Genomic DNA, 26,673 nt, shown 5'->3' on the forward strand with positions numbered 1-26,673 from the left:
CGGCTACGGTATGGGCTGTCCTGCTCGACCTGCCCGTCACGTTTCTGCCTCTTGCCACCCGGTTGATCCGGGCCTTGTCTGGTTCGATGCGGCCGGGTTTTCCCCGATCCCGTAATCATTGTTTCTGCAGGATAACCGCAAAGACCGAATCACAAAAGGGCCTTTTTATGGTTGGGCGGATATTATGATCCTGTCAGTGTAAAGAATGATCTGATTGCCGCCTGTTCGCGGCAGGATCCCAGCAGGACAACAGCGGAAAATCAGGCCTCGTCCCGCTCGGCTGCGGGTTCTCCGACGCGGATCACCTCCCATTGCAACTCCTGACCGCTATCCTCAAGCACGCGACGACGGACCAGTTCGCCCAAAGCCTCAAGATCGGCGGCCGTTGCCCCCGCCGCATTCAGCAGGAAATTCGGGTGTTTCTCGGACATTTGCGCGCCACCCCAGCTATGGCCGCGTAGCCCCGCACGGTCGATCAGCGACCATGCCTTCAACTCATGCGTATCATCCGCCTTGCCCGTCGAACTGAACCCGGCCGGATTGCGGAAGGTCGAACCGGCGCTGCGTTCTTTCGTGGGCTGGGTCTCATCCCGCTTGGCCAGCTGTGCCGCCATTTTCGCGTGCAATGCATCCGGATCGCCCTTCCCGGCCCCAAGAACCGCCTCGGTGATGATCCATCCTTCGGGCAATTCGGAATGGCGATAGGCGAAACGCAGATCGTCCGGGGTCAGGACGACCGGCCTTCCGTCACGCGAAACGCCCCGGGCCTCAAGCAGATGATCGGCGATATAGGAGCCATAGCATCCCGCATTCATCCTGACCGCGCCGCCGACCGAGCCGGGAATCGTGCGCAGAAATGTCAGATCCAGACCTGCATCCGCTGCCCGGCGGGCGACATGGGCGTCCAGTGCGCCGGCCCCGGCGATGACCCGGTCATCCTCCACCGTGATGGAGTTGAACCCGCGCCCCAGCCGGATGACCACACCCCGGATCCCGCCATCCCGCACGATCAGATTGCTGCCGACACCGATCGGAAAAACCGGCATATCCGGGGCGAGATCGCGCAGAAATCCAGCAAGATCCTCCGTATCCGCGGGCTGAAACAGCCAGTCTGCCGGGCCACCTACCCGCAGCCATGTCAGGCTGTCCAGGGGGCGGTTTGGTGTGAGGACACCGCGGGGGATAGGAAGTTCTAATGTCATGACATGCTGGTAAACAGGGCCTTGCCGAAGGTCAATCTGCACCGGCAAGCCATGGCCCGGGCCAGATATCTGTCGGAAGTTCAGCGAAGCACTCTTTTCGACAAATCTGCCCCGTCATCCCCTTGATCGATATTTTCGCGCATATCCTGCCGGTTGCGATGCAGGATCGCGCCGAGCCCAGCCGCAAACGCACATATTCCAACGGCAGGCCCCCAATGCAGGGTCAGCCAGCCCAGGATCGGAACACCTATAGCGATCATGCCCGCCACAAGACGCGCCTGACCCACGGGCGAGCGCCGCGGCAGAAAGCATGCCAGAAAAAGCCAAAGCAATGCCAACCCGCCCGAGATCGAGTACATGCTGTTCATGCCGGTTGGTCCCGCAGGCGTTCAGGCAGGGCATTGGCCCAGCCCGAAATCGTACCTGCACCCAGGCAGACGACCATATCACCGGGCCGGGCCTGTTCCCGGACTAGCCGCGTCAGATCCTCTTCACTCAGGATTGCGCGGGCATGCCGGTGGCCATGGGCAATCAATCCAGCGACCAGATCGTCCCGCGTGGCGCCAGGGATCGGATCTTCGCCGGCGGCATAGACCTCGGCAATCGCGACTACATCGGCTTCGTTGAAACAGGTGCAGAAATCATCGAACAGGCTGGACAGACGCGAATAGCGATGCGGCTGATGCACGGCGATGACCCGGCCCGAGCTTGCCTGACGCGCGGCCTTCAGCACTGCTGCGATCTCGACCGGATGGTGGCCGTAATCGTCAATGATGGTGACGCCGTCCACTTCGCCCACACGCGTGAAACGCCGTCCCACCCCGCCAAAATTCGCCAGCGCCTCGCGGATCTCGGATCTCTTCATGCCCAGATGTCTCGCGACGGCAACCGCTGCGAGACAGTTCGAGACGTTGTGGTCCCCCGGCATCGGCAGGGTGCAGCCTTCGATCGTCAGGAAACCCTCGCCGGTCTCGTCCCGCTCGGCCTGAAGCGCAATATCGAAATGCGCGATACCCTTGTCGTAATGCAGATTGACCGCGCGCACATCGGCCTGCGTATTGAAGCCAAACGTCACCACCCGGCGATCGGTCAGCCGGCCGACAAGCGCCTGCACCTCGGGATGATCGGTACAGCACACCGCCAGACCGTAGAACGGAATCCCCGAGGTGAAATCATAAAAACCCTTCCGCAGAGCATCGAAACTGCCCCAATGCTCCATATGCTCGGGGTCGATATTCGTGACAATGGCGATATCGGCGGGCAGGCGATTGAAGCTGCCATCGCTTTCATCCGCCTCGACGACCATCCATTCGCCCGCACCGGCACGAGCGTTCGAGCCATAGGCGTGAATCACCCCGCCATTGATTACGGTCGGATCCAGCCCGCCCGCATCCAGCAGAGTTGCGACCATGGTCGTCGTCGTCGTCTTGCCATGGGTGCCCGCGACGGCGATATTCGATTTCATCCGCATGAGCTCGGCCAGCATCTCGGCGCGGCGCACCACGGGCAGGCCACGGCGGCGGGCCTCTTCCAGTTCGGGATTGCCCTTCTTGATCGCGGTCGAGATCACGATCACACCGGCGCCCTCGATATTTCCGGCCTCCTGCCCCTCGAAAATCGTGGCGCCCAGCCCTTCCAGCCGGTCGGTGATTTTCGAGCGTTTCAGGTCACTGCCCTGCACCGCATAACCAAGCGTCAGCAACACTTCGGCGATGCCGGACATGCCGATGCCGCCGATGCCGACGAAATGGATCGGGCCGAGTTCTCCGGGCAGTTTGGTCGCCGCGTTCATTCCTTGATCTCCATCACGATATCATAAAGCCGCCGCGCCGCGTCCGGGCGGCCAAGTCCGCCTGCGGCAGCGGCCATTTTTCCTGCCTGTACGGGATCCGTCAGTATGGCGCGGATGTCGCGTGTCAGGGTCGTGGCATCAAGCGCCGATTCCGGATGGACGAATGCCGCCCCTGCATCGGCAAGCGCCTGTGCATTGGCCGTCTGATGGTCTCCGGCAGCGGTCGCCAGAGGAATCAGGATCGCGGGACGCCCGATCACGGTCATATCGGCGATCGAAGAGGCGCCCGACCGGCTGATCACCAGTTGCGCCTGTGCAATCCGCTGGGGAACGTCGGTGAAAAAGGGCTGTACATCGGCGCGGATACCCGCAGCCTGATAAGCCTTGGTCACCCTGTCCCCATCCTCGGCCCTGGCCTGATGGCTGACATGCAACCGCGCGCGCATCTCTGCCGGCAAGGCCGCAATCGCGCCCGGCACGATATCCGACAATATCCGTGCTCCTTGCGAGCCACCGATCACCAGAAGGTACAGTTCTCCATCGCCCGGCGCATCATAGACCGCCCCTGCCCGCTCCAGCACCGAGGCGCGAACGGGATTGCCGGTATGGACGGCCTCGACACGATCAGGCAGCCGCGTTGGCCAGATACCGCAGGCCACGCGATGAACCCGTGGCGCGAACAGCCGGTTCACCCGGCCCATCACACCGTTCTGTTCATGGATCATGCGCGGCAGGCCCATGCTAACCGCTGCGGCAAGCGCCGGAATGGTCGGGTAGCCGCCGAATCCGATCACGACCGAGGGCCGGTCACGCCGGAACGCGGCACGTGCCGCCAATATCCCTGCGGCGATCTTGAATGGCGCGGTCAGCTTACCGATGACCCCACCCCGCGCCGTGGTCGCGGATTGCACCACCGAACGCTCGACTGCCCCAGGAAATCCCTCGGCATAGCGCGCGCCGCGCTCATCGGTGGACAGCCTCACCCGCCATCCCTCGGCAAGCAGCAACTCAGCCAGCGCCTGCGCAGGAAACATATGCCCGCCGGTTCCCCCGGCAGCAATCAGTGCAAGCGGTGCGGACATCAGCGTTTCCGCCGAAGGATTTCAGCGATTTCGCCCTGTGGACGAGTGCGCGTCAGCGCCAGCAGCGCCCCCAGCGTAACGGCTGACGCGATGATCGACGAGCCGCCATAGCTGATAAAGGGCAATGTCATGCCTTTGGCCGGCAGCAGCCGGACCGCGACACCCATATTGATCAGCGCCTGTACTCCGAAAGAACAGGCCAGCCCGGCACCGGCAATTCTGGTGAAAGGATCACGTTCCTTCAGCAGACGGAACAGGCTGCGCACAACGATGGTGCAGTACAGCGCAATGATCGCCAGCACCATAATCAGCCCGTATTCCTCGGCGGCGACGGCGATGATGAAATCGGTATGCGCATCCGGCAGCGACCACTTCACCGTACCTTCGCCCACGCCGACTCCGAAAAATCCGCCTTCCTGAATGGCGTTGGTTGCATAGCCGATCTGGGTGCGGGGATCGATCTCGGGCGACAGAAAGCCGTTGATCCGACGGGCGAAATGCTCGGACGCGCCATAGGCGAAAAAGCCGCCCAGCACCGCCATGCCAGCCACGCCCATCAACAGCACCATCGGCGCACCCGCGACGAAATACATCACCAGCCAGGCGAACAGCACCAGCGACGCCTGCCCGAAATCAGGCTGCATCGCCAGCAGCAGCACGATCATCCCGGCTGTTATGAAGGAATAAAGCCTGCCCGGCGGGCCACCCACTTCCTGACTTGCCGCCATGAACCATGCACAGAGCGCAACGAAACCCGGCTTGAGGAATTCCGACGGCTGCAAGGAAAATCCCGCAATACTCAACCAGCGCACCGCGCCCTTGCCGTGATCCGTCCCAAGTACCGGCAGGACGAAAAGCATCAGCAACGCCACAGCGAAACCCATGACGCCGAAACGCCTCACCTGCCGGGGCGACATCATCGAGAAGATCAGCAGGACGAACAGCGAAAGACCGCCATACATCGCCTGTCGTTCGACATAGTAAAACCTGGGCAGATTGTTCTTTTCCGCCAAAGGCACCGACGCCGCCAGTCCCAGCAGGATGCCCATCGCAAACAGCCCCAGCACACAGGCCAATGACCATTTATCGACGGTTCGCCACCATCTGGGAAGAATCGGATCGCCTGCCCGCACCTGAGCCGTGCCAAAGACCATCTCGGTCATGGATATCCTGCCGTCACTGCCTCTGCCATGTCCGGTTTTCCGGATCTGGGAGAAAGCATAGCGCGATTTCCATCGCCGCGCCACTACCTATTGTGTGAAGTCCATGGAAAATCTGTATCTGGCCTCTGCCATGACCAGCTGGAATCGGGACGATCGACGCAGGCTCGACGCCGAAATGTCCCTATCTCGCATGACAAGAGACAGGATTTTGTAGCATTGTCATATAAATGCGCCAATATACCCCGATGACACAAATCAACCGCCCCGTTCTTCTGGAAATCGTCTCGGCCTTTTTGCGGCTTGGTGTAACCAGCTTTGGCGGGCCGATTGCGCATCTTGGCTATTTTCGCTCTGAACTGATCCAGCGGCGGCGCTGGATCAGCGATGACAGCTATGCCGAAATCCTTGCGCTTAGTCAGTTCCTGCCCGGACCGGCATCCTCGCAGGTCGCATTTGCGCTGGGCTGGCAGCGCGGCGGCTTTGCCGGAGCATTGCTCGCGACATTGGCGTTTACGCTGCCATCCGCCTTGACGATGGTCCTGCTTGCGGCGTTTGCCGGATCGACGCCGCCGGAAACAGGGCTGGCCGGAGGGTTGGTTGCGGGGCTGAAGATCACTGCCGTGGCGGTCGTCGCGCATGCGGTTCTGGGCATGGCGCGAAGCCTTGCTCCGACAGGCGCCCGTGCCGGGATTGCGCTTGCGGCACTGGCAATGATCGCATTGCTGCCCGCGGAAGCCGTTGTGCAGGTCGCCGCCATCCTGCTGGGTGCGGGGCTTGGCTTCGTCTTTCGGGTTGCGCCAGCTTTGCGGGAAATGGCCACCCCGCCCCTGCGCGCACTGACCCGGAAAGGCGGGGCATATTGTCTTGCGGCTTTTGCCATCCTGCTGATCGGGCTTCCCCTTTTGGCGACAATCGGCTGGCCGGTGAAACTCGCCGATATCTTTTATCGCGCAGGGGCTTTGGTTTTCGGCGGAGGGCATGTCGTCCTGCCGCTGCTGCAAAACGGCACTCAGGGACTGGTTTCCGACGCAAGCTTTCTGGCGGGATACGGAGCAGCGCAGGCGATGCCGGGGCCACTATTCACCTTTGCGGGCTGGCTGGGTCAGGTAACGGGCGGATTGCCCGGCGCATTAATCGCGCTTGTCGCGATTTTTCTTCCCGGATTTCTTCTGATGGCCGGCGCAATGCCGTTCTGGGCCGTGCTGTCACGGATAGGCAATGCGCGCCATGCCATGGCCGGCGCGAATGCTGCAGTCGTCGGCATCCTGGGACATGCGCTTTACGATCCGGTTTTCACCTCGGGAATCCGTGGCGATGCGGATCTCGCGCTGGCCGTGACCCTTTTCCTGATGCTTGGTTTATGGAGCAGACCCGCTTGGCAGGTGGTGATTGCCGGTGCGCTGGGCGGCGTGGCACTTTCCGGCCTCGCGTAAAACCGAACCGCTGTTATTCATCCACCACGTTAAGGATTTGCGGCAATGCCGGACAGGGCAACAGCTGATTCTTCGCCACATCCGCCAACGTATGATTGTGAAGAAACACATAGACATGCGCGGACAGGCTTTCCCACAGGCGGTTCGACAGCGTCTGCGCACGGGAACCCGATACGCCGCCCGAGGCCCCTGCGCCCACATGCATGGCGCTGACGGTTTCGTCCACCGCCTCGAGAATTTCGGCCACCCGGATGGTTTCAGATGCGCGGGCAAGACGATAGCCGCCGCCCGGACCGCGTACCGAGGTAACCAGCTCTGCCCGGCGCAGGCGAACGAAAAGCTGCTCCAGATAGGGCAGCGAAATATCCTGACGGTTCGAAATCTCGGCCAGCGAGGTCAGTTCGTCACCTCGGGCGATGGCAAGATCGACCAGTGCAATAATGGCGTAACGGCCTTTTGTTGACAGTTTCATCGCTATTTCCCTTCCTGTGCCCCTGCGGCAATCCCGCCACAGATTGACGGCCCCCTTGACACTACGTTATGCCCCTTATGCCCGTCTTCTTGCGTCTGCGGTACCGGCTTACCAGATAATCGTCTAGAAGCCTCGCAGGAATGCGTCAAGAAACCCAGAAAGCCGCTGAAGGAATACGATGCCAGAGTTGATTTTTCCGGGCCCCGAGGGCCGCCTAGAGGGTCGTTACCATCCCCAGCCCGGCATACCGGACGCCCCTATCGCCATCATCCTGCATCCCCATCCGCAATATGGCGGCACGATGAATAACCGGGTGGTCTATAACCTGCATTATGCCTTCCACAATATGGGCTTTACGGCGATGCGGTTCAATTTCCGTGGCGTGGGTCGGTCGCAGGGCGAATTCGATCAGGGCATCGGCGAATTGTCGGATGCCGCTTCGGCGCTTGATTACCTGCAGGCGATGAATCCGAATTCCAAGCATTGCTGGGTTGCCGGCTTCAGCTTTGGCGCATGGATCGGGATGCAGCTTCTGATGCGGCGCCCCGAGATCACCGGTTTCATCAGCGTGGCGCCGCCTGCGAATATGTATGATTTCAGCTTTCTCGCCCCCTGCCCCAATTCCGGGCTGATCGTCAACGGCACTGCCGATCGCGTCGCCCCTCCGAAGGACACGCATTCTCTGGTCGCCAAACTGCGCGAGCAGAAGGGCATCACCATCACCCACGAAGAAATCGAGGGCGCAGATCACTTCTTCCGGGACGAAGATGCCCATATGAAACCGATGATCGACATGGTGCAGACCTATGTGCGCAGGCGGCTGACGGAAAATTCGCGATAAGCAGCAGTGCCGGGAGATAAAATCTGCAAGAGGAAACTCATTGCATACGTCTCATGAGCTATTCACACCGCGCAATTAAATTCTAAAATGCCAAGCTGTTATGGCGCATTATTTGGAATCCTGGCACAGCTGAAACGAGGTGTTCGCATAAACTATGCGCGTGATGACGACGCCCGTAGCTTTCCGGCATCATCGCCTCAACGGTATGCAATCGCATACTACACTTTCCTTTTAACCGGCGATCCATTATAGCCGCCTCAGCGAATCCAACAGCCGAAGGGACCCTCCATGTCGAAGATCAAGGTAGAGAACCCCGTCGTCGAGCTCGACGGCGATGAGATGACCCGGATCATCTGGGATTTCATCAAGAAAAAACTGATTCTGCCCTATCTGGATATCGACCTGAAATATTACGATCTTGGCATCGAAGAGCGTGACAGGACCGACGATCAGATCACCGTCGATGCGGCCGAAGCGATCAAACAATATGGCGCGGGCGTCAAATGCGCGACCATCACCCCCGATGAAGCGCGGGTCGAGGAATTCAGCCTGAAAAAGATGTGGCGTAGCCCCAACGGCACGATCCGCAACATTCTTGGCGGCGTGATTTTCCGTGAGCCGATCATCTGCCAGAACGTGCCGCGTCTGGTTCCGGGCTGGACGCAGCCGATCATCGTTGGCCGTCACGCCTATGGCGATCAGTATCGCGCGACCGATTTCCGGTTCCCCGGCAAAGGCAAACTGACCATCAAATTCGTCGGCGATGACGGCGAAACCATCGAACACGAGGTATTCCAGGCACCGGGCTCCGGTATCGCCATGGCGATGTATAACCTTGACGATTCGATCAGGGATTTCGCCCGCGCATCTTTGAACTATGGCCTGAACCGTGGCTTGCCGGTTTATCTGTCGACCAAGAACACGATCCTGAAAGCCTATGACGGCCGCTTCAAGGATCTGTTCCAGGAAGTCTACGAACAGGAATTCGAAGCCGAGTTCAAGAAGAAGGGCATCCATTACGAACACCGGCTGATCGACGATATGGTCGCCTCGGCTCTGAAATGGTCGGGTGGCTATGTCTGGGCCTGCAAGAACTACGACGGCGATGTCCAGTCCGACACGGTCGCGCAGGGTTTCGGCTCGCTTGGCCTGATGACCTCGGTACTGATGACGCCCGACGGGAAAATCGTCGAGTCCGAGGCCGCCCATGGCACCGTGACCCGCCACTACCGCGAACATCAGAAGGGCAATGCCACGTCGACCAACTCGATCGCTTCGATCTACGCCTGGACGGGCGGCCTGAAGCATCGCGCCAAGCTGGACGACAACGCCGCACTGGCCAAATTCGCGGATACGCTTGAGAAAGTGACCGTGCAGGCGGTTGAAGACGGATTCATGACCAAGGATCTGGCTCTGCTGGTTGGTCCGGACCAGAAATGGCTGACCACCATGGGCTTCCTTGAGAAGATCGACGAGTATCTGAACAAGGCGCTCGACTGAGCAGGCTACTTTGGACAGAAACAGAAAGGCCGGGCATCATTTGCCCGGCCTTTCTTTCTTCCGGCCTCGCGCCTATTCTTCCTTCACGGTCGTGCCTGATATTGATTTCGCCGCGCTTCAGTCGCGGAAATTACGGCTGTCCTTGACCTGATCCCACGCCCAGACAACCTCTGCCAGCCGATCCTCGTCCGAGCGGTCGCCGCCATTCATATCTGGATGAAGATCCTTCACCAGTGACTTGTATTGCTTGCGAATTTCTCCGCGCGTCCAATGATCCTTCGCCTCAAGGATATCCAGCGCCTTACGCTCGGTCGGGGGCAGTTTCCGGCCGGTTTTCGCACGCGCTTCCGGCGAGGTTCCATTCGCCCCCAATATCTCGAGCGGGTCACTGACGCCATGCCGCGCCCAGGCCTGTTCCTTCCCGGCACGCCCGAAAGGCTTCGTGGGGCGATCCCATACGGTCGCATTGTCCAGAAATCTCTGGAATTCCTCTTCGCTCTGACCCTGAAAGTAGTTCCAGTTCTGGTTGTATTCACGCACATGCTCTTTGCAGAACCAGAAATAATCATCCAGGTTGCGCGGATTTTTCGGGGCACGGTATTTGCCCGGCTCGTTGCATCCCTCTTTCTCGCAAATGCGGGTCGAGGTTTCGAACGCGCCAGACATTCCACGCCGTCCTTTTGCGCGCCGCTTCTTGTCACGGGCGGCGGAAATATCAAATCCAAACGGGTCGTTACTGCTCATGGTTCAGGGCACCTTTGCGACTCGGAGGCGGCAGTTTAGGCTATTTCACGCGACATGGAAGATCTTGACGGAGAATATGAGTATGATTGCGGATGAAATGCGCGAGAGGTTGGCCGTGCTGACCCCTTCGAAACTGGAAATTATCGACGAAAGCGAAGGTCATCGTGGCCACGCCGGATATCAAGAAGGCGGGCAAAGCCATTTCCGCATCCGAATGGCCAGTTCCTCTTTCGCAGGGCTCAGCAGATTGCAGAGACATCGGCTGATTCACGACACGCTCGGCGATATAGTGCCACGGATCCATGCGCTTGCGCTTGAACTCGCGGAAAGCTGAACCGTTAGCGCCCTCGGTCTTGCCCCTGCCCTGACCGCCGCGTAGAAGCCGGTCAAATGAATATGAAACAGTAATTTGGAAGGGCCTTCCATGAGCGGACGCACGGATTTCAACGATCGACTACTTTCGCTGGGGCTGGCGCGCGTCAGCGAGGCGGCAGCGCATGCCTCGGCCCGCCTGATCGGGCGTGGTGATGAAAAAGCCGCCGATCAGGCAGCGGTCAACGCCATGCGCGATCAGCTCAACATGCTGGACATCAAGGGGGTTGTCGTCATCGGCGAAGGCGAGCGTGACGAGGCTCCGATGCTGTATATCGGCGAAGAGGTCGGATCCGGAAAGGGCCCCGAAGTTGATATCGCACTTGATCCGCTTGAAGGGACGACCCTGACCGCGAAGGACATGCCGAACGCCCTGACCGTGATCGCCATGGCGCCACGCGGCACCCTGCTGCATGCGCCGGACGTCTATATGGACAAGCTGGCCATTGGACCGGGCTATCCGGAAAACGTGGTCAGCCTGGACATGTCCCCCGCCGAGCGGGTGCGGGCGCTGGCCAAGGCGCGGGGCTGCAAGGACAGCGATATCACTGTCTGCATTCTTGAACGCCCCCGGCATGAAGACATGATCGCCGCAGTGCGCGAAACCGGCGCGGCGATCCGTCTGATCACCGATGGCGATGTTGCGGGCGTGATCCATACCGCCGAAGCCGAACTGACCGGGATCGACATGTATATGGGCAGCGGCGGCGCGCCGGAGGGCGTTCTGGCGGCATCGGCCCTGAAATGCATGGGCGGCCAGATGTGGGGCCGGCTGCTATTCCGCAACGATGACGAAAAAGGCCGGGCCCGCGGCGCGGGCATCACCGATCTGGATCGGATTTATTCGCGTGATGAACTGGTGACCGCGGACGTGATCTTTGCGGCAACCGGCGTCACCAATGGCTCGATCGTGGCAGGCGTCAAGCGCGAACCGCATTATCTGCAAACCGAAACGATCCTGATGCGTTCCAAGACCGGATCGGTCCGGCGGATGATCTATCGCAATCCGATCCGGTGAATATGGGGGTTCTGCCCCCGCCGCGCCATGCGCGGCTCTCCCGGGATATTTTCATGAAGAAGGGAAGTCGTGGCGTTCCTGGGGGTTGAGAATTCGCTGACCGGACGAAGCTGGCTTGGCCCCGATATGGGTATCGAACGGCTGGCCGAAGGTCTGGCCCAGCGATGCTCTCTGCCGCTTTCGGTGGCGCGGGTTCTTGCAGATCGCGGGGTGGAGGCCGAACTGGCCGAAGGCTATCTGACGCCCCGGCTGCGCGACCTTCTGCCCGACCCGCTGAGCTTGCGGGACATGGAGAAAGCGGCCGGCAGGCTGGTCGCCGCGGCCACGACCGGCGAACGCGTCGCCATATTCGCCGATTACGATGTGGATGGTGGTTCTTCTGCCGCCCTGTTGCTGGACTGGCTGCACCAGCAAGGGCGGAATGCCACGCTTTATATCCCGGACCGTATCGATGAGGGCTACGGGCCGAACGCGCCGGCGATGGCGGAACTGGCGGGCGGGCATGACCTGATCATCTGCGTCGATTGCGGTACGCTGAGTCATGATGCCCTGGCGGCAGCGACGGGGGCCGATATCATCGTACTGGACCACCATCTTGGCGGCGAAACCCTGCCCCCCGCGCTTGCCGTGGTCAATCCCAACCGGGCGGATGAGGATGGCGCGCTTGGCCATCTTTGCGCCGCGGGGGTGGTGTTTCTGACATTGGTGCAGGCTGGGCGCGTATTGCGGCGCATGGAACGGCCGGAGCCCGACCTGATGGCGATGCTGGATCTGGTCGGGTTGGCGACCGTGGCCGATGTCGCGCCGCTGATCGGCGTGAACCGGGCCTTCGTGCGTCAGGGTCTGGCGGTCATGGCGCGCAGGCAACGGCCGGGACTGGTGGCACTGTCGGATGTGGCGCGGTTGGACGGGCCTCCGAACGCCTTTCACCTTGGGTTTCTGCTGGGGCCCCGGATCAATGCCGGCGGACGGGTCGGACGTGCGGATCTGGGCGCGCTTTGCCTGTCCTCACGCGATCCTGCGGAAGCGGTCCGGCTGGCCGGTGAGCTTGACGGGCTGAACCGTGAACGCCGCGCGATCGAGGCTGCGGTTCGCGATGAAGCATTGGCGCAGGTGGAAGCGCGCGGCGACAGCACTCTGTCATGGGCGGCGGGCGATGGCTGGCATCCGGGCGTGGTCGGCATTGTTGCGGCAAGGATCAAGGAAGCGACGGATTTGCCCTCGGTGGTCATCGGCATTGATGGCGATATCGGCAAGGGCTCTGCGCGATCTGTTCCCGGTGTCGATCTGGGCCGGGCGATACAACGGCTTGCCGGTGAAGGATTGCTGATCAAGGGCGGCGGGCATGAAATGGCCGCAGGGCTTACCGTGGCCCGGGAACATATCAATGCCGCGATGGCGCGACTGAGCGAATTGCTTGCCCGCGATATCGCCGGACGCAGCGGGTTGAGCGATCTGCGGATTTCAGGGCTGCTCGAAACCCCCGCCGCGACACCAGAGTTGTTTCATCAACTGGAAGCCGCCGGCCCGTTTGGGCAAGCCTCCCCCGCGCCCCGCTTCGCCTTTGCGCAACAATTGATCGACAGTGCCTCGACAATGGGCGACAGCCATCTGCGGCTTTCATTCCGCAGCCCCGGCGCCCCGGCACTCGAAGCCGTGGCGTGGGGTGCGATGAACACGCCTCTTGGCCCCGGATTGATCGGCGCGAAGGGGCGTCGCTTTCATCTGGCGGGCAGGCTGGAACTTTCGACTTGGGGCAACAGGACCCGGGTGCGGCTGCGGCTTGAGGATGCTGCCGAAGCCTGAGTCCTGTGCGGCGATGCGGGTATCTGTGTGAAAGGCAGCCCCTAGAACGGGATCTCATCGTCATAATCGCTGCGTCCGCCACCCGATGGAGCGCCGCCGCCGGATGAACCGCCATAGTTATCGGAGCCGCCCCCGCTATAGCCGCCACGGCTCCCACCACCTCCACCGCCACCTTCACCGCGGCCATCCAGCATATGCAATTCGCTGCGGAATGGGCGCAAGGTGACTTCGGTCGAATAGCGATCCTGCCCGTTCTGATCCTGCCATTTGCGGGTCTCGAGCTGACCTTCGACATAGACCTTGCTGCCCTTGCGCAAATATTGTTCTGCCACCCGGGCCAACGGCTCGGAATAAATGGCGACGGAATGCCACTGGGTCCGTTCCTGCCGTTCACCGCTATTGCGATCCTTCCACTGCTCGGAGGTCGCTATCCGCAGGTTGACCACCTTGCCACCATTCTGAAAGGTCCGGACCTCGGGATCCTGTCCCAGATTTCCGACCAGAATGACCTTATTGACGCTACCTGCCATGGTGGGCTCTCCGCTGTTTCCGTGTGTTTCGCCGGTCTATCCCAGCGGCAACCCGGCGTGCAAGCAAATCACACTGCCTTGCGCTTTTTCTCCGGTTCCATACGCAACCGGCGATAAGCTGATTTCCGCTGTCGCTTGCATAAGCATTATTCACAAGAAAGGCCTTGCTGGCGATAAGAGAAATTTGCTGTATAGTGCAACAAAATAATATCCGGTTAACGAGGGACGGATAATATGAAGGTCACCACTGCGATCAAGGCCATGATCGGCGCAGTATTGCTTGCCGGAACCGGACTTCCCGCCGCGGCTGAGGGATTGCGCCTTTCGGGAAGCTCGTCGAAATCGCGGGCGGATCAGTTTGCCCGGCAAACCCGGCTGATGGATTCGCGGCTGGCGTCGCAATATCAGCAATCCGCGAGGCTGCGCCCCGGAGATGGCGACAGCAGCATCATCGAACTTGGCCTTTCCACGAATATTCCCGCCTATCAGGGCAGGAAAAGCGAATATACACCGCATGCCCGTGCTGCCGCCCGGCGCTATGGCATTCCAGAGGATCTGTTCCTGCGCCTGGTTCAGCAGGAATCCGGCTGGAATCCGGCGGCCAGATCACACAAGGGCGCAACCGGGCTGGCCCAGCTTATGCCGGGTACGGCGGCCAGATTGGGGGTTAATCCCCATGATCCGGTGGAAAACCTCAATGGCGGCGCGCGTTACCTGCGCATGATGTATAACCAGTTCGGCAACTGGCGGCTTGCATTGGCAGCCTATAATGCCGGTCCGGCGGCAGTTTCCAAATATGGCGGCATCCCGCCCTACCGCGAAACCCGCAACTATGTCCGCGTCATCGCCGGAAGCTGATCGCTTCTGGCGGGGCTCGGCCCGCTTCCTGCATATGATCCGCGATTCCGCTACCCATCAATGGGCAAGTCGGTCGATATTGTCTCAAATGCCTTATATCCGGCATTGAGCGGCAAGGCTTTATTAACTTCTGCTGGTCATGATCCCGGCAATCACCGTTCTTATCGCCCATCATCGAGAGTTGCCGTTCATGACCATGCAAGCCACAGGTTTCGATGAAACGAAGATATTTCCTCTTCAGAAGGAAGATCCGAACAATCGGCTTTATCGAATGATCGACAATATCCCACTTGCCGTCATGACCGTCGATCCTGTCACCTATAAAATTGATTATGTAAACAAAACTTCAAAAGAACTTGTTCGCAGCATCGAACATCTTCTGCCGATCAAGACCGATGATCTGGTTGGTTCATCGATCGATGTCTTTCATGAAAATCCCGAAAGGCAGCGGCAAATCCTGCGCGACCCGGCAAACCTTCCATTCAATGCCCGGATTTCACTCGGACCAGAATTGCTGGATCTCAAGATCTCCGCGATCACGGCGGATGACGGCAGTTTCCTTGGACCAATGCTCACCTGGGCCATCGTAACCCAAAAGGTCGCCGCTAAAGAAAAAATCCGACAGCTTGCCCATTACGATACGCTGACTGGCCTTGCGAACCGGACCACCTTCAACGAACGGCTGAAAGAGCGGCTGAATGCGTCGGATGATGGGCCGGGCCTGCTTTATATCGACCTGGATGGCTTCAAACTGGTCAACGATACCAGAGGGCATAATATCGGTGATGAACTCTTGAAATGCGTAGCGGAAAAACTTCGCAATCTAGGTGAGGATGAAGACATCACCATCGGACGGTTGGGCGGCGATGAATTCGCAATACTAGTCCCGTATAACGATCCGGCAAGGATGGAGGCATTCGCCAGTCGCGTCATTGCCGAACTTTCTTCTCCGCGCAGTATCGAATATCACCGGAAGATACATATAAGCGCTTCAATAGGGATTGCCTACGCGCCGGCACATGGCACAACCGGCGAAGAGTTGCAGAAAAATGCGGATATTGCGCTGTATGCTGCGAAAAAGGCCGGAAAACGGTGCTATCGCATGTTCTCGGAAAAGATGCGGATCGACATGTACGAGCGCCTACGCCTGCAAGAGCGGTTAAGTAGTGCTCTGCGGGATAATCGTAATATTTTTTTGTATTATCAGCCAATTATCGATGTAAAAACCGGACAAACCATGGGACGAGAGGCCCTGATCCGCTGGTATCAGCCGGATCGAGGTTGGGTATCCCCGACAGATTTCATTCCGGTTGCCGAGAACAGCGATCTGATCGATCGGCTGGGTGAATTTGTCCTGACGAAAGCCTGTTGCGACGCGGCCGACTGGGATGATGGCCTCCCGGTCGCCGTGAATGTTTCCGCCGCACAGCTTGGCCGTGACACGCTTACATCCATGGTTCGGGCAGCCCTGGCCAAATCTGGCCTGTCTCATGACCGGCTGGAGATCGAAGTGACCGAAACGGCGGTACTCAACAACGAAGCCGGTGCAATCAGGGATTTGCTGCAGATCCGGGATCTGGGCGTACGGGTCGCCCTGGATGATTTCGGGACCGGGTTCTCATCATTGACGCATCTGCTGTCTTTTCCCTTCGACAAGATCAAGATTGATGGCAGCTTCGTACAGGATGCCGTGCAGCGCAAGAAAGCCGCCGCGATCGTCGGTGCCATCGCGGGCCTCGGCGCAAGGCTGGGCGTCACCACTGTTGCGGAGGGGGTCGAAACCCAGGATCAGTTGCGTCTTGTCGTCAGGGAAGGCTGCAAGGCGATTCAGGGTTTCCATACGGGACGGCCTGCGCCGATGGCCAATGATGCGCATGTGATCGCAGCATTGACGGGTAAAACGCCCGCATCGATCATAACCGATATCAAAGGGCCGTCCAGCCTCCATCCACACTGATCGAGGTGCCGGTAATTTGCGCCGCCGCATCGCTGCAAAGAAAAACCGCCGTATCCCCGAGTTCTTCAACCGTCACGAATTCTTTCGAGGGTTGACGCTCCAGCATGACCTTCGTGATCACGTCCTCGCGGCTCATGTCATATTCCTTCATCGTGTCGGGAATCTGCGCCTCGACAAGCGGCGTCAGGACATAGCCGGGGCAGATCGCATTGCAGGTGATATTTTCCCGGGCGGTTTCCAGCCCTGTCACCTTGGTCAGACCGATCACCCCATGTTTGGCCGCGACATAGGCGGATTTGAACGGGCTGGCGGTCAGGCCATGCGCCGAGGCGATATTCACGATCCTGCCCCAGCCCGCCTTGCGCATCATCGGCAGGGCCGCAGCCGTCGTATGGAAGGACGAGCTCATATTGATCGCAATGATCGCATCCCATTTCTCGACCGGGAATTCGGGAATTGGCGCGACATGCTGAATACCGGCATTATTGATCAGAATATCGCAGGTCCCGGCCTGCTCTATCAATGCCCGGCATTCGTCACCCTTCGACATATCGGCCTTGATATAGCGCACAGTGACGCCATGTTCGCGGGCCATTTCCTCGGCAAGGGCATGATCTTCATCCCGATCGGTAAAACTGTTCAGAACCATATCGGCACCCGCTCGCGCCAATCGATGCGCCACGCCCAGCCCGATACCCGAATTGGATCCCGTCACAATCGCGGTCTTGCCTGTCAGAAATTTCTCAAACATCGAAATCCTCGAACTTGTGTTTTACCCGACTCGAGCTTAGCCCTTTCGCTCCGAGCCTGCAGCCCGAAAAATCGGACCCCGCCAGCCGGCCGGATCACCAAGGATCACGATCAATTGCATTGCCGCAAAAAGCCGGAACCCGTTAACCGGCTGGCAGTTCGGTTGAATGAAAAACCAATAAAAAAAGCGCCCGCACAAGGCGGGCGCAAGTCATGAGGCAGGTTTCATACAGGCAAGAAACCTATCGAGCAGTGAGTTATTTATACGCGAGTCGGCGTCCGAGTCCAACACAGAAGTTTTCACTGGCATTGACGCGCCGGGAACGAGGTTGTTGAAATCGCGACCAAAGCAAGAATGACAAGGCGAGCGGCAATGCGAATCTGCAAATTCCTTAACAATTGCGCGATCAGACAGGTCATTCTGGCTGTTTCTTTGGTTTTTCCGGGTGTTGCATCAATGCCGCTGGCAAGCCTTGCCGAGCCGGCTCATGGCATTGCCATGTATGGCGAGCCCGCCCTGCCCAAAGATTTTTCTCATCTTCCCTATGCGAATCCGAACGCTCCGAAAGGGGGAACGATTCGGATGGCGGAACCCGGGAATTTCGATTCGCTAAAGCCCTGGGTTTTAAAGGGCAACCCTGTCTGGCCGATCCTGTTCCAGCCCGGCCTGGTCGCGGAAACGCTGATGGAACGCTCGATCGATGAACCATTTACCCTATACGGATTGCTGGCCGAATCGGTCGAAACCGATCCCAAGCGCAGTTGGGTCGAATTCACCCTGCGCCCAGAGGCACGATTTTCGGACGGTTCGCCCGTCACCGTGGAAGATGTGATGTGGTCCTATGAGACCTTGGGGACTGTGGGGCATCCTCGCTATCTGGGCGCGTGGTCCAAGATTGAAAAGATGGAGCAGACCGGCGAGCGCAGCATCCGCCTTACCTTCAATGAACCGGATCGCGAGCTTGCGCTTTTGATGGGTCTGCGCCCGGTGCTCAAGAAATCACAATGGGAAGATAAGGATTTCAGCCAGCCGGGGCTTGAGATCCCGATCGGCTCTGCACCCTATGTCGTCGATCAGGTCGATCCCGGACGCCGGATCACTTTTCGTCGAAACCCCGATTACTGGGGGAAGGATTTGCCGCTGAACCGTGGAATGCATAATTTCGACGTCATCAGCTTCGATTATTTCAGCGATTCAAATGCCATGTTCGAGGCCTTTAAATCGGGCGACATCGATGTCTGGCGCGAACTCTCTCCATTGAGATGGGAAAACGAGTTCGATTTCCCTCGCGCGGTCAAGGGCGAGGTCGTCAAATCCGAGATTGAGCATAAGCGCCCATCGGGAATCATGGGATTGGTGATGAATACCCGTAACCCGTTATTTGCCGATTGGCGCGTGCGGCAGGCGCTTATCGAGGCGTTCAATTTCACCTTCATCAACAACACGCTGAATGGCGGCGCGGAACCTCGCATCACCTCGTATTTCGCCAATTCCACGCTGGCCATGAAACCCGGTCCCGCCGAAGGGCGTGTTCGGGAATTGCTTGAGCCTTTCGCCGATCAGCTTCCTCCGGGTGCTCTGGAAGGGTACAGCCTGCCCGAGGGCAGCGATGGTCCCCTGGACCGCGCCGGGTTGCGCCGCGCCCTGAAGCTACTGGCAGAGGCGGGGTGGACCGTGCAGGATGGCGTTCTGAAGAATGCCGAGGGCCGCCCCTTTTCGTTCACTATCCTGTTGAACCAGTCCGGTTCCGCAATGCGCACGGCTGCGGAAACGCAGCAGATTACCGATATCTATGTGGAAGCGCTACGCAATCTTGGCATCAGGGCCAGCCTGACATTGCTGGACACGGCTCAGTTCATTCAGCGCACCAACAGCTATCAATTCGAAATGGCATGGTATGAACGCGCGCTGTCGCTGTCGCCGGGCAACGAACAGTGGCTTTACTGGGGACATCAAGGCGTGACCGAGCCGGGAAGCCGGAACTGGATGGGCATGAACAGTCCCCCCGCCGAAGCGATGATCAACGAGATGCTGAACACCGACGACCCCGAACAGTTCAACGCGGCGGTGCGGGCGCTCGACCGGATTCTCACGGCGGGGCGCTATGTGATTCCGGTCAGCTATCCGCCAATCTCCCGTCTGGCTCACCGGTCAACTCTGTTGTATCCTGATAAAAAACCGCTTTACGGCGACTGGCCGGGATTCATGCCGGGCGTCTGGTGGCAGGAGGCAAAAAAATGAGAGCAGTAATGATGGCCGTTCTGGCCTGTGGGATATTGGCTGGTTGCAATACCGTTGCGGGTGTCGGCGAAGACATCACCGGTGTCGCCCATTGGGGACAAAGCTTCCTGGGAGGGGGCTATTGATGAAGTGGCATCACGTTCAGGATAACTGGCCGGCCTTTTTTGAAGCCATTACCGACAAATGGCCCGAGGTCGACACCGCCGATCTGGATGAGATTGACGGTGATCAGCGCGCCTTTATCTCTTATCTGGCGGAAGTGACCGGTCAGGAGATCGGGGATGTGCGCGAAGAATTGCGCGAATGGCTGCGCGGTGAAATTCCGGCGGATGTGATCATGGATCCGATCCACGACAATCACTCGATCTCGCTAAGTTCCAAATATGTGAACGAAGGCGAGGACGAATATCATGACGATGCCCATTTCGGAGATGACAGCAAGGATTGATGGCGCCGTTTCAAGCGCCATGTCTTCAACTCAAGGCCGGCCACGGGGGCGAAACGGGGCGATAGGCAGACTCCTAGCCTTTGTGAATTACCTGCACAGGCGGCATCCCGAATTCATGCCTCTCCGGTGGATATTCGGTCTTTGGCAACCTCTTTCAGCTATTCGCTCAACCGGCAGAGGGCAGATTCGAGGTTGAGCAATTCCGGCGGTTCTGCCAATGACTGCCTCGTCCCGGAAACGATACCAAGCGAAAAGGCTGGTCCTCATGGGGAAAACTCTTCAGATCGCAATGGGCAGCATTGCGGTGGGCATTGTTGTCCTGTGCATGAAACTGCTGGCATGGTGGCTGACGGGCTCTGTCGCCCTGCTTTCGGATGCGCTTGAAAGCACCGTTAACGTAGCCACGGCCATTGCCGCGCTGATCGCGATTCGCGTTGCCGCGCGGCCGGCCGATGCGGGCCACCCTTACGGTCACCACAAGGCCGAATTCTTCTCTGCCGTGCTGGAAGGCGTCATGATCATTGTCGCGGCGCTGCTGATCATGCGGGAAGCGTGGCTTGGCTTTCTAGATCCGCCAGTTCTGGACGCGCCAGTGATGGGGATCGCGATCAATGCCGCGGCGGCCCTGGTGAACGCATATTGGGCGCATATTCTGGTCAACCGGGGAACGCAGCTTGGTTCGCCCGCGCTGATCGCGGATGGAAAACATCTCTGGACAGATGTCGTAACCTCTGCCGCAGTGCTGTCAGGCGTGATACTTGCGGTTGCAACCGGATGGACCCTGCTGGATCCGCTCTTGGCCGGGCTGGTCGGGCTGAATATCCTTTGGACGGGTTGGAAACTGACAGCTGCATCGCTTAGCAGTCTGATGGATGAGGCGGTGCCCGATGATACGCTTGAAGATATCCAGCGCATCATTTCGGACCGCGCATCCGGAGCAATCGAAGCGCATGACCTGCGAACCCGCCATGCCGGCCAGGTCACCTTCATCGATTTTCATCTGGTCGTGGACGGCCAGACAACAGTGGATGAAGCCCATCGGATTTGTGACAAGATCGAACAATCGCTCAACGCAAGATTACCCAAAGCACAGATAACCATTCATGTCGAACCAGAACATAAGGCAAAACATTCCGGCGTACTGATCCTGTCGCCGTGATAATCCGGCGCAAAGGGGCCATGAGGCCCCCTGCTGTCAGGAATCGTGCATAATCAGCCGGCGAGCGGACTTGGAAAATCATGCAATCTGCCGCGTTGCCCAGACAAAAAACCCCCGACACGAATGCCGGGGGTTCGATCACTGTCGCTGGTTGTTATACTTAGTTCAACCGGCGCGCCACGTCTTCGATGGCGTCGTCGATACCGGCAGAGCGCTGTCCTGATTTGACTTGCGCCGCAAGCAATTCCGCAGCAGCGGCAACAGATGCCTGCACAGCACGATCACGAACCGCACGGACCGCATCGCTTTCAGCACTGGCAATCTGATCTTCAGCGGCCTTCAGGCGGCGTTCAATCGAGATCTTCAGGTCGTCCTTGGCTTTGGCGGCCTGTGCTTCGGCTTCGCGACGGGCATTGGCGATGATCTCATCCGCCTGCACCTTCACTTCGCGCTGACGACGCTCGTAGCTTGCATAAATCTCCTGCGCTTCTTCGCGCAGGCGGCGTGCTTCGTCCAGATCGTTGCGGATGCCATCCGCACGTTTGTCCAGCATGCCGCCGATGATCGAGGGTATCTTAAAATAGACAAGAATCCCGATGAACACCAGAAAGGCGATCAGAACGATGAAATCGGTATTGCGCAGCGAGAAGAACGGCCCGCTTGCCGCAACCGCCGGCGAGGCAGCCAGTAGGGAAATGACGATTGCACTGACATGTTTCATTGCAAGGCTCCCTTCAGACGAGTCTCGACCGCGCTGTCAATGGCGCTTTGATCGACAGAACCACCAAAGCTCGACACCAGTTCCGCAGTGACGTCACGAGCGACCTCGCGCGCATCATTGGCCGCGGAATCGCGGATTTCGCGAATGCGCTTTTCGGATTCAGCCGCGCGGGCACCGATTTCGGCATCTGCGTGCGCAACAGCCGCATCCAGTTCCTTCTGGATTTCCGCCCGGTTCGCCTCGACGATCTTTTGCGCCTCGGCACGGGCATCGGCAAGTGCCTTGTCATAGGCGGCTTCGGCCTCTTTGGCCTTCTGCTTGAATTCTTCCGCAGCCATCAGATCGCCGGTAATAGCGCCCTGACGGTCCGAGAGAACGGCGGCAATCCGGGGCAAAGCGATTCTGGACAACACCCAATACAGCACCGCCAATGTGACGATGAGCCAGAAAATCTGGTTCGGGAAGGTGCTGAAATCAAGCTGCGGCAGCCCGCTGGCGCTTTCAGAACCGTGGGCAGCAGCTTCGGCAGCTTCTTCCGTATGTTCGGCCGCGGTGGTTGCGGCCTCTTGCAACAGGCTGATCATTTCCTACCCCTTGGCCTATCTTGGTCACGATGGAGAGGGTGCGAACACCCTCCCCGCCGCAAGGATGGCAAGAGATCAGACTGCGAACATCAGCAGAAGCGCAACGAGGAACGCGAAGATCCCCAAAGCTTCTGCAAAGGCGATGCCGATGAACAGGGTCGCGGTCTGACCGGCTGCAGCCGACGGATTGCGCAGAGCGCCCGACAGGAAGTTGCCGGCCACATTGCCCACACCAACGGCGGCAGTGCCCGACCCGATGGCTGCCAGACCGGCACCGATATACTGACCGAGTTCTGCGATATTCCCTTCCATGACGTATACTCCTTGCGGTTGGAAGTGTTAAATTCAGGTGAAAGCCCGTCCTTAGTGCTGCGGATGCAGCGCGTCCTTCAGATAGACGCAGGTCAGGATGGTAAAGACATAGGCCTGGATAGTGGCGACCAGCACCTCAAGGCCATAGATGGCGGTGACAGCCAGAATGGAAATCGGCGAGATGACAGCGATTGCGGCAAAGCCCGCGAACACTTTCATCACCGCGTGACCGGCCATCATGTTCCCGGCAAGACGAATCGAGTGGCTGACCGGGCGGACGAAATAGCTGATGACCTCGATCACCGCGAGAATGGGCCGCAGCACCAGAGGCGCCGAACTGACCCAGAACAGGCCAAGGAATTGCGCACCATTCTTGGCGAAGCCGATCACCGTCACGCTGATGAACACAGCCAGAGCCAGCACACCGGTCACAGCGATATGCGAAGTGACGGTAAACGCCTTGGGCAACAGGCCCAGCATGTTCGAGAACAAAATGAACATGAACAGCGTCATGATATAAGGGAAATATTTCAGCCCGTCCTTGCCGGTGACATCCTCGACCATCTTGTAGGTCATGCCATATGCGAGTTCGGCCACAGACTGTACCCGGTTCGGCACGATGGCGCGTCCACGGGTGCCGGCCACCAGCAAGGCGGCGATGGCCACAGCAACGATGAACAGCCAAAGCGTTACATTGGTGGGCGTGTACCAATGCACATCGCCTTCGCCGAAAAGCGGCTTGACCAGAAACTGATCCATCGGATGAAAGGACAGCCCGGCTTCTTCACCTTGCGCTTCGCTTGCCACGATCAATCCCTCTTCTTCTCCGGCGCAGTGCCGGTTTTGCTGCCAAGTTCGGACGCGGTGCGCATCATGGTTTTGATGCCGGCCGCGAAGCCGAGAAAAATAAACAGGATCATCAGGAACGGCGTCGTGCCGAACAGATAATCCAGACCGAAACCAATCCCGAAGCCAAGCCCCATGCCAACCACGAGTTCGATCACCATACGCCAGGCAATATGCGCCTGATCATAGCTTGCCTTCGGGCGCTCACCCTCGGGCGTTGGGGCCAATTGGGACAGCCGTTCCTCCAGATCGCGCAGTCGCTCGGCATCTTTGCCCTTGTCCGCACCATTCCGGGGCCCTTCGGCCATCTCTCACGCCCCCGTTATCTTTCGAGGGGTGTCTATGGTGGAACAGCGCCCGAGTCAAGCAACCCAGGAATCCATGTATACATTTGTTTTTAAATAATTTTTATGATCAGAAAATTCTCGTGTTCGGCTTGCAATCGCAATCGCACCCAGACATTATTCAACCTGCGGGTTGAGCATCAGGCCCGATCCGCAGCCAAAGGACCACGCTATGCCCTCTGCCTCCTCCGAACGGCTGGACCTGATCTTTGCCGCGCTGGCCGATCCCACGCGCAGGCAGGTTCTGGCCATGTTGCTCGAGGATGATATGGCGGTCACCGATGTGGCTGCGCCTTTCGCGATGAGCCTTGCCGCGATTTCGAAACATCTCTCGGTGCTTGCCGCTGCGGGGCTTATCCGGCAGGAACGGCGAGGCCGGATCAACTGGTGCATGCTCGATCCCGAGGGGATGCGGGCCGCGACGGTCTGGATACAGGGGTTCGGACAGTTCGATCCGGTGGATCTGGACCGGTTCGAACGGTTTCTTGAAAGCGAGATGCGGGAATGGGGTGTGGACGACAGGTGACGAAGGAGCACGATTTGAATTTGACTGCTGTCAGACGGAGGTACCACCCCGACCCCCGGGATATTTGGATGAAGAAGAAGCCGTATCAATGGGCTGCAAGGTGAGTTCCCGCCCTGATATCCTGTGTATCGGTGCGATGTTATGGGATGTGATTGGTCGCGCGCCGCAGCGCATGATCCCAGGCGCGGATGTGCCTGGGCGAATTCGGCACCTGCCCGGCGGCGTGGCACTGAATGTCGCTATTGCCATAGCCCGTTGGGGGATGGCGCCCGCGGTGCTGTCCGCGGTCGGTCGCGATCCCGAGGGCGAGGCCCTGATTGCCGAGGCCGAACGGATGGGCGTGCTGACCGCATGGCTGACCCGGGAGACGGGCCTTCCCACCGATTGTTACATGGCAATCGAGGACAGTCAGGGGCTGATCGCCGCGATTGCCGATGTGCATGGGCTTGAAAAAGCCGGCGACGCAATTCTTGCCCCTCTCGCGGCCGATCTTGCCGGCTGGAGCGGGCCGGTCGTTCTGGACGGCAACCTGACCGAAACCCTGTTGGCAAGTATCATCCGTGGCCCTGCCCTTATGAATGCGGATCTGCGGATCGTTCCGGCCAGCCCGGGCAAGGCCGACAGGCTGCGCCCGCTGATCGCGACAGGGCGTGGCTGTTTCTATCTGAACCGGATCGAGGCAGAGATAATCGCGGAGCGAAAAAGCGCCGATGCAGCAAGTGCGGCCGAAGCAGTCATTGCCCTTGGTGCGGCCCGGGTCGTGGTGACGGACGGCCGCCGTCCTGCTGCGGATGCGGCACGCGGGGAAGAAACCTTGATCGAGGCTCCTCCATCCGTGACCATCGCACGCGTCACCGGCGCGGGTGATTGCTTTCTTGCGGCACATCTGGCAGCAGAACTTCGTAAAATGCCGCGAAAGGCGGCTTTGCGGCAAGCCGTTCAAGCAGCGGCCGCCCATGTTTCCGGAAAGGATCCGTCGTGACCGACCTACCGCTTGAATTCGCTCCTGAAGTTTTTGCCGCATTGAATGAAGGCCGGCCAGTCGTCGCATTGGAATCGACGATCATCACCCATGGAATGCCCTATCCGCAGAACCTGCAAATGGCCCGCGATGTCGAGAATGTCATTCGCGGCGCGGGCGCCATTCCCGCCACGATCGCTGTGATGACGGGCAGGATCCATATCGGGTTGACCGCCTCGTCGCTGGAAACCCTGGCGCAGACGCCTTCGGATCAGGCCATGAAAGTATCGCGTGCTGATCTGGCCATTTGCCTGACATCGGGCCGCACCGGCGCGACAACCGTCGCTGCGACGATGATCTGTGCGCATCTTGCCGGTATCCGGGTTTTTGCCACCGGCGGAATTGGCGGTGTCCATCGCGGCGCAGAGCTTAGTTTCGACATTTCGGCGGATTTGCAGGAACTTGGCCAGACGCCGGTGACAGTCGTCGCGGCGGGTGCCAAGGCGATTCTTGATCTGCCCAAGACCTGGGAGGTTCTGGAGACGCTGGGTGTTCCGGTCATCGCCTATGGACAGGACGAGTTGCCCGCCTTCTGGTCGCGTAGTTCCGGCATCACCGCCCCGTTGCGGATGGACAGCGCAAGAGAAATCGCCGCGGGCGCGAATATGCGCAGCAGATTGGGACTTGCCGGCGGACAGCTTGTTGCCAATCCGATCCCCGAAGCTGATGAAATCCCCCGGGACGAGATCATGCCCGTGATCGAAAAGGCGCTTGCCGAGGCTGCTGCGCACCGCATCGCTGCCAAGGCAGTGACCCCGTTCCTGCTTCAACGGATTTTTGAATTGACCGACGGCAAGTCCCTTAAATCGAATATCGCGCTTGTCTTGAACAATGCCCGCCTGGCGAGTGAGATTGCGGTGGAAATGGCAAAAGCTCCGATCTGAACACATTCAGGACAGGCAGGGCGGGTTCCCGCCCCCGGGCATCCAGCGCAATGCACCTAACTCTGC

29 protein-coding genes are annotated in these 26,673 nt (G+C 59.3%); 15 read left to right on the forward strand and 14 right to left on the reverse strand.

Annotated features, from left to right (window positions below; all coding sequences use genetic code 11):
• Positions 1-260 precede the first annotated feature (260 nt).
• The 5 genes from murB to ftsW all read right to left on the reverse strand — a co-directional run bounded on the left by murB (position 261) and on the right by ftsW (position 5,239).
• Positions 261-1,202 carry a UDP-N-acetylmuramate dehydrogenase gene (murB, locus tag Q0601_RS16240; RefSeq protein ID WP_305290919.1) on the reverse strand — a complete coding sequence of 314 codons (942 nt, stop codon included), beginning with the start codon at positions 1,200-1,202 and terminating at the stop codon, positions 261-263.
• A gap of 80 nt (positions 1,203-1,282) precedes the next feature.
• A complete protein-coding gene (locus Q0601_RS16245) occupies positions 1,283-1,570 on the reverse strand; it encodes a DUF2484 family protein (RefSeq protein WP_305290920.1) in 288 nt (95 codons plus the stop codon).
• Positions 1,567-2,994, reverse strand: a complete 1,428-nt coding sequence (gene murC, locus Q0601_RS16250) for a UDP-N-acetylmuramate--L-alanine ligase (protein WP_119747325.1) — start codon at positions 2,992-2,994, stop codon at positions 1,567-1,569. The genes Q0601_RS16245 and murC overlap by 4 nt, the downstream gene beginning before the upstream one ends.
• Positions 2,991-4,076 (reverse strand): UDP-N-acetylglucosamine--N-acetylmuramyl-(pentapeptide) pyrophosphoryl-undecaprenol N-acetylglucosamine transferase, encoded by a 1,086-nt coding sequence (locus tag Q0601_RS16255; protein ID WP_305290921.1) that lies wholly within the window; start codon positions 4,074-4,076, stop codon positions 2,991-2,993. Before Q0601_RS16255 ends, murC begins: the two co-directional genes overlap by 4 nt.
• Complete coding sequence (ftsW, locus tag Q0601_RS16260) at positions 4,076-5,239, reverse strand: putative lipid II flippase FtsW (RefSeq protein WP_305290922.1); 1,164 nt, start codon at positions 5,237-5,239, stop codon at positions 4,076-4,078. The genes Q0601_RS16255 and ftsW overlap by 1 nt, the downstream gene beginning before the upstream one ends.
• A gap of 245 nt (positions 5,240-5,484) precedes the next feature.
• Between ftsW and chrA the strand changes: the two genes are divergently transcribed.
• On the forward strand, positions 5,485-6,672 hold the full coding sequence (gene chrA, locus Q0601_RS16265; RefSeq protein ID WP_305290923.1) for a chromate efflux transporter: 1,188 nt from the start codon (positions 5,485-5,487) through the stop codon (positions 6,670-6,672).
• 13 nt (positions 6,673-6,685) lie between these two features.
• Here the strand turns inward: chrA and iscR are convergent, their stop codons facing one another.
• Entirely contained in the window at positions 6,686-7,144 is a 459-nt protein-coding gene (gene iscR, locus Q0601_RS16270) for a Fe-S cluster assembly transcriptional regulator IscR (RefSeq protein ID WP_305290924.1), read from the reverse strand.
• A 178-nt stretch (positions 7,145-7,322) separates the two neighbouring features.
• Between iscR and Q0601_RS16275 the strand changes: the two genes are divergently transcribed.
• Positions 7,323-7,985, forward strand: coding sequence for an alpha/beta hydrolase (locus tag Q0601_RS16275; RefSeq protein ID WP_305290925.1), 663 nt, complete (start codon positions 7,323-7,325; stop codon positions 7,983-7,985).
• 288 nt (positions 7,986-8,273) lie between these two features.
• Positions 8,274-9,485 (forward strand): NADP-dependent isocitrate dehydrogenase, encoded by a 1,212-nt coding sequence (locus Q0601_RS16280; protein ID WP_305290926.1) that lies wholly within the window; start codon positions 8,274-8,276, stop codon positions 9,483-9,485.
• 117 nt (positions 9,486-9,602) lie between these two features.
• On the opposite strand, the gene Q0601_RS16285 is transcribed toward Q0601_RS16280, so the two are convergent.
• On the reverse strand, positions 9,603-10,229 hold the full coding sequence (locus Q0601_RS16285) for a J domain-containing protein (RefSeq protein WP_119747341.1): 627 nt from the start codon (positions 10,227-10,229) through the stop codon (positions 9,603-9,605).
• Between the two features lie 82 nt (positions 10,230-10,311).
• Between Q0601_RS16285 and Q0601_RS16290 the strand changes: the two genes are divergently transcribed.
• The 3 genes from Q0601_RS16290 (at position 10,312) to recJ (ending at position 13,425) form a co-directional block, all read left to right on the forward strand.
• Positions 10,312-10,563, forward strand: a complete 252-nt coding sequence (locus Q0601_RS16290; protein WP_305290980.1) for a BolA family protein — start codon at positions 10,312-10,314, stop codon at positions 10,561-10,563.
• Between the two features lie 90 nt (positions 10,564-10,653).
• A complete protein-coding gene (gene glpX / locus Q0601_RS16295) occupies positions 10,654-11,619 on the forward strand; it encodes a class II fructose-bisphosphatase (RefSeq protein ID WP_305290927.1) in 966 nt (321 codons plus the stop codon).
• A 126-nt stretch (positions 11,620-11,745) separates the two neighbouring features.
• A complete protein-coding gene (gene recJ / locus Q0601_RS16300; protein ID WP_305290981.1) occupies positions 11,746-13,425 on the forward strand; it encodes a single-stranded-DNA-specific exonuclease RecJ in 1,680 nt (559 codons plus the stop codon).
• Positions 13,426-13,466: 41 nt separating this feature from the next.
• On the opposite strand, the gene ssb is transcribed toward recJ, so the two are convergent.
• Entirely contained in the window at positions 13,467-13,955 is a 489-nt protein-coding gene (ssb, locus tag Q0601_RS16305) for a single-stranded DNA-binding protein (protein WP_305290928.1), read from the reverse strand.
• A gap of 234 nt (positions 13,956-14,189) precedes the next feature.
• Here ssb and Q0601_RS16310 point away from each other — a divergent pair, with 234 nt between their 5' ends.
• A complete protein-coding gene (locus Q0601_RS16310; RefSeq protein ID WP_305290929.1) occupies positions 14,190-14,813 on the forward strand; it encodes a lytic transglycosylase domain-containing protein in 624 nt (207 codons plus the stop codon).
• 271 nt (positions 14,814-15,084) lie between these two features.
• Positions 15,085-16,770 carry a putative bifunctional diguanylate cyclase/phosphodiesterase gene (locus Q0601_RS16315; RefSeq protein WP_305290930.1) on the forward strand — a complete coding sequence of 562 codons (1,686 nt, stop codon included), beginning with the start codon at positions 15,085-15,087 and terminating at the stop codon, positions 16,768-16,770.
• Here the strand turns inward: Q0601_RS16315 and Q0601_RS16320 are convergent.
• Positions 16,739-17,521 (reverse strand): 3-hydroxybutyrate dehydrogenase, encoded by a 783-nt coding sequence (locus tag Q0601_RS16320; RefSeq protein ID WP_305290931.1) that lies wholly within the window; start codon positions 17,519-17,521, stop codon positions 16,739-16,741. The genes Q0601_RS16315 and Q0601_RS16320 overlap by 32 nt on opposite strands.
• A 456-nt stretch (positions 17,522-17,977) precedes the next feature.
• On the opposite strand from Q0601_RS16320, the gene Q0601_RS16325 reads away from it, so the two are divergent.
• The 4 genes from Q0601_RS16325 to Q0601_RS16340 all read left to right on the forward strand — a co-directional run bounded on the left by Q0601_RS16325 (position 17,978) and on the right by Q0601_RS16340 (position 21,369).
• A complete protein-coding gene (locus tag Q0601_RS16325) occupies positions 17,978-19,762 on the forward strand; it encodes an extracellular solute-binding protein (protein ID WP_305290932.1) in 1,785 nt (594 codons plus the stop codon).
• A complete protein-coding gene (locus Q0601_RS16330) occupies positions 19,759-19,887 on the forward strand; it encodes a hypothetical protein (protein ID WP_269902621.1) in 129 nt (42 codons plus the stop codon). The genes Q0601_RS16325 and Q0601_RS16330 overlap by 4 nt, the downstream gene beginning before the upstream one ends.
• Positions 19,887-20,210, forward strand: coding sequence for a hypothetical protein (locus Q0601_RS16335; protein WP_305290933.1), 324 nt, complete (start codon positions 19,887-19,889; stop codon positions 20,208-20,210). Before Q0601_RS16330 ends, Q0601_RS16335 begins: the two co-directional genes overlap by 1 nt.
• A gap of 265 nt (positions 20,211-20,475) precedes the next feature.
• On the forward strand, positions 20,476-21,369 hold the full coding sequence (locus Q0601_RS16340) for a cation diffusion facilitator family transporter (protein ID WP_305290934.1): 894 nt from the start codon (positions 20,476-20,478) through the stop codon (positions 21,367-21,369).
• 160 nt (positions 21,370-21,529) lie between these two features.
• On the opposite strand, the gene Q0601_RS16345 is transcribed toward Q0601_RS16340, so the two are convergent.
• The 5 genes from Q0601_RS16345 to Q0601_RS16365 all read right to left on the reverse strand — a co-directional run bounded on the left by Q0601_RS16345 (position 21,530) and on the right by Q0601_RS16365 (position 24,140).
• A complete protein-coding gene (locus tag Q0601_RS16345; RefSeq protein ID WP_305290935.1) occupies positions 21,530-22,090 on the reverse strand; it encodes a F0F1 ATP synthase subunit B in 561 nt (186 codons plus the stop codon).
• Positions 22,087-22,674 (reverse strand): F0F1 ATP synthase subunit B', encoded by a 588-nt coding sequence (locus Q0601_RS16350; RefSeq protein ID WP_305290936.1) that lies wholly within the window; start codon positions 22,672-22,674, stop codon positions 22,087-22,089. The genes Q0601_RS16345 and Q0601_RS16350 overlap by 4 nt, the downstream gene beginning before the upstream one ends.
• Before the next feature lie 75 nt (positions 22,675-22,749).
• Positions 22,750-22,986, reverse strand: coding sequence for a F0F1 ATP synthase subunit C (locus Q0601_RS16355; RefSeq protein ID WP_119747360.1), 237 nt, complete (start codon positions 22,984-22,986; stop codon positions 22,750-22,752).
• Between the two features lie 51 nt (positions 22,987-23,037).
• Positions 23,038-23,793 carry a F0F1 ATP synthase subunit A gene (locus Q0601_RS16360; protein ID WP_305290982.1) on the reverse strand — a complete coding sequence of 252 codons (756 nt, stop codon included), beginning with the start codon at positions 23,791-23,793 and terminating at the stop codon, positions 23,038-23,040.
• Between the two features lie 2 nt (positions 23,794-23,795).
• A complete protein-coding gene (locus Q0601_RS16365) occupies positions 23,796-24,140 on the reverse strand; it encodes an AtpZ/AtpI family protein (protein WP_119747362.1) in 345 nt (114 codons plus the stop codon).
• Between the two features lie 208 nt (positions 24,141-24,348).
• Here Q0601_RS16365 and Q0601_RS16370 point away from each other — a divergent pair, with 208 nt between their 5' ends.
• The 3 genes from Q0601_RS16370 to Q0601_RS16380 all read left to right on the forward strand — a co-directional run bounded on the left by Q0601_RS16370 (position 24,349) and on the right by Q0601_RS16380 (position 26,607).
• Complete coding sequence (locus Q0601_RS16370; protein WP_305290938.1) at positions 24,349-24,702, forward strand: ArsR/SmtB family transcription factor; 354 nt, start codon at positions 24,349-24,351, stop codon at positions 24,700-24,702.
• A gap of 100 nt (positions 24,703-24,802) precedes the next feature.
• Entirely contained in the window at positions 24,803-25,684 is an 882-nt protein-coding gene (locus Q0601_RS16375) for a PfkB family carbohydrate kinase (protein ID WP_305290939.1), read from the forward strand.
• Positions 25,681-26,607, forward strand: coding sequence for a pseudouridine-5'-phosphate glycosidase (locus Q0601_RS16380; RefSeq protein ID WP_305290940.1), 927 nt, complete (start codon positions 25,681-25,683; stop codon positions 26,605-26,607). The genes Q0601_RS16375 and Q0601_RS16380 overlap by 4 nt, the downstream gene beginning before the upstream one ends.
• Positions 26,608-26,673 lie beyond the last annotated feature (66 nt).

This window comes from Paracoccus wurundjeri, from assembly GCF_030678915.1.
Lineage (GTDB): Bacteria > Pseudomonadota > Alphaproteobacteria > Rhodobacterales > Rhodobacteraceae > Paracoccus > Paracoccus onubensis_A.

Coding starts and splice junctions, on each gene's coding strand:
- murC (WP_119747325.1), bottom strand. CDS start 2,994: ATGAACGCGGCGACCAAACTGCCCGGAGAACTCGGCCCGATCCATTTC.
- Q0601_RS16365 (WP_119747362.1), bottom strand. CDS start 24,140: ATGGCCGAAGGGCCCCGGAATGGTGCGGACAAGGGCAAAGATGCCGAG.
- Q0601_RS16345 (WP_305290935.1), bottom strand. CDS start 22,090: ATGAAACATGTCAGTGCAATCGTCATTTCCCTACTGGCTGCCTCGCCG.
- Q0601_RS16350 (WP_305290936.1), bottom strand. CDS start 22,674: ATGATCAGCCTGTTGCAAGAGGCCGCAACCACCGCGGCCGAACATACG.
- Q0601_RS16285 (WP_119747341.1), bottom strand. CDS start 10,229: ATGAGCAGTAACGACCCGTTTGGATTTGATATTTCCGCCGCCCGTGAC.
- Q0601_RS16325 (WP_305290932.1), top strand. CDS start 17,978: ATGCCGCTGGCAAGCCTTGCCGAGCCGGCTCATGGCATTGCCATGTAT.
- iscR (WP_305290924.1), bottom strand. CDS start 7,144: ATGAAACTGTCAACAAAAGGCCGTTACGCCATTATTGCACTGGTCGAT.
- Q0601_RS16245 (WP_305290920.1), bottom strand. CDS start 1,570: ATGAACAGCATGTACTCGATCTCGGGCGGGTTGGCATTGCTTTGGCTT.
- Q0601_RS16320 (WP_305290931.1), bottom strand. CDS start 17,521: ATGTTTGAGAAATTTCTGACAGGCAAGACCGCGATTGTGACGGGATCC.
- Q0601_RS16330 (WP_269902621.1), top strand. CDS start 19,759: ATGAGAGCAGTAATGATGGCCGTTCTGGCCTGTGGGATATTGGCTGGT.
- glpX (WP_305290927.1), top strand. CDS start 10,654: ATGAGCGGACGCACGGATTTCAACGATCGACTACTTTCGCTGGGGCTG.
- chrA (WP_305290923.1), top strand. CDS start 5,485: ATGACACAAATCAACCGCCCCGTTCTTCTGGAAATCGTCTCGGCCTTT.
- ssb (WP_305290928.1), bottom strand. CDS start 13,955: ATGGCAGGTAGCGTCAATAAGGTCATTCTGGTCGGAAATCTGGGACAG.
- Q0601_RS16255 (WP_305290921.1), bottom strand. CDS start 4,076: ATGTCCGCACCGCTTGCACTGATTGCTGCCGGGGGAACCGGCGGGCAT.
- Q0601_RS16280 (WP_305290926.1), top strand. CDS start 8,274: ATGTCGAAGATCAAGGTAGAGAACCCCGTCGTCGAGCTCGACGGCGAT.
- murB (WP_305290919.1), bottom strand. CDS start 1,202: ATGACATTAGAACTTCCTATCCCCCGCGGTGTCCTCACACCAAACCGC.
- Q0601_RS16355 (WP_119747360.1), bottom strand. CDS start 22,986: ATGGAAGGGAATATCGCAGAACTCGGTCAGTATATCGGTGCCGGTCTG.
- Q0601_RS16340 (WP_305290934.1), top strand. CDS start 20,476: ATGGGGAAAACTCTTCAGATCGCAATGGGCAGCATTGCGGTGGGCATT.
- Q0601_RS16310 (WP_305290929.1), top strand. CDS start 14,190: ATGAAGGTCACCACTGCGATCAAGGCCATGATCGGCGCAGTATTGCTT.
- Q0601_RS16290 (WP_305290980.1), top strand. CDS start 10,312: ATGATTGCGGATGAAATGCGCGAGAGGTTGGCCGTGCTGACCCCTTCG.
- Q0601_RS16315 (WP_305290930.1), top strand. CDS start 15,085: ATGATCGACAATATCCCACTTGCCGTCATGACCGTCGATCCTGTCACC.
- Q0601_RS16370 (WP_305290938.1), top strand. CDS start 24,349: ATGCCCTCTGCCTCCTCCGAACGGCTGGACCTGATCTTTGCCGCGCTG.
- ftsW (WP_305290922.1), bottom strand. CDS start 5,239: ATGACCGAGATGGTCTTTGGCACGGCTCAGGTGCGGGCAGGCGATCCG.
- Q0601_RS16275 (WP_305290925.1), top strand. CDS start 7,323: ATGCCAGAGTTGATTTTTCCGGGCCCCGAGGGCCGCCTAGAGGGTCGT.
- recJ (WP_305290981.1), top strand. CDS start 11,746: ATGGGTATCGAACGGCTGGCCGAAGGTCTGGCCCAGCGATGCTCTCTG.
- Q0601_RS16335 (WP_305290933.1), top strand. CDS start 19,887: ATGAAGTGGCATCACGTTCAGGATAACTGGCCGGCCTTTTTTGAAGCC.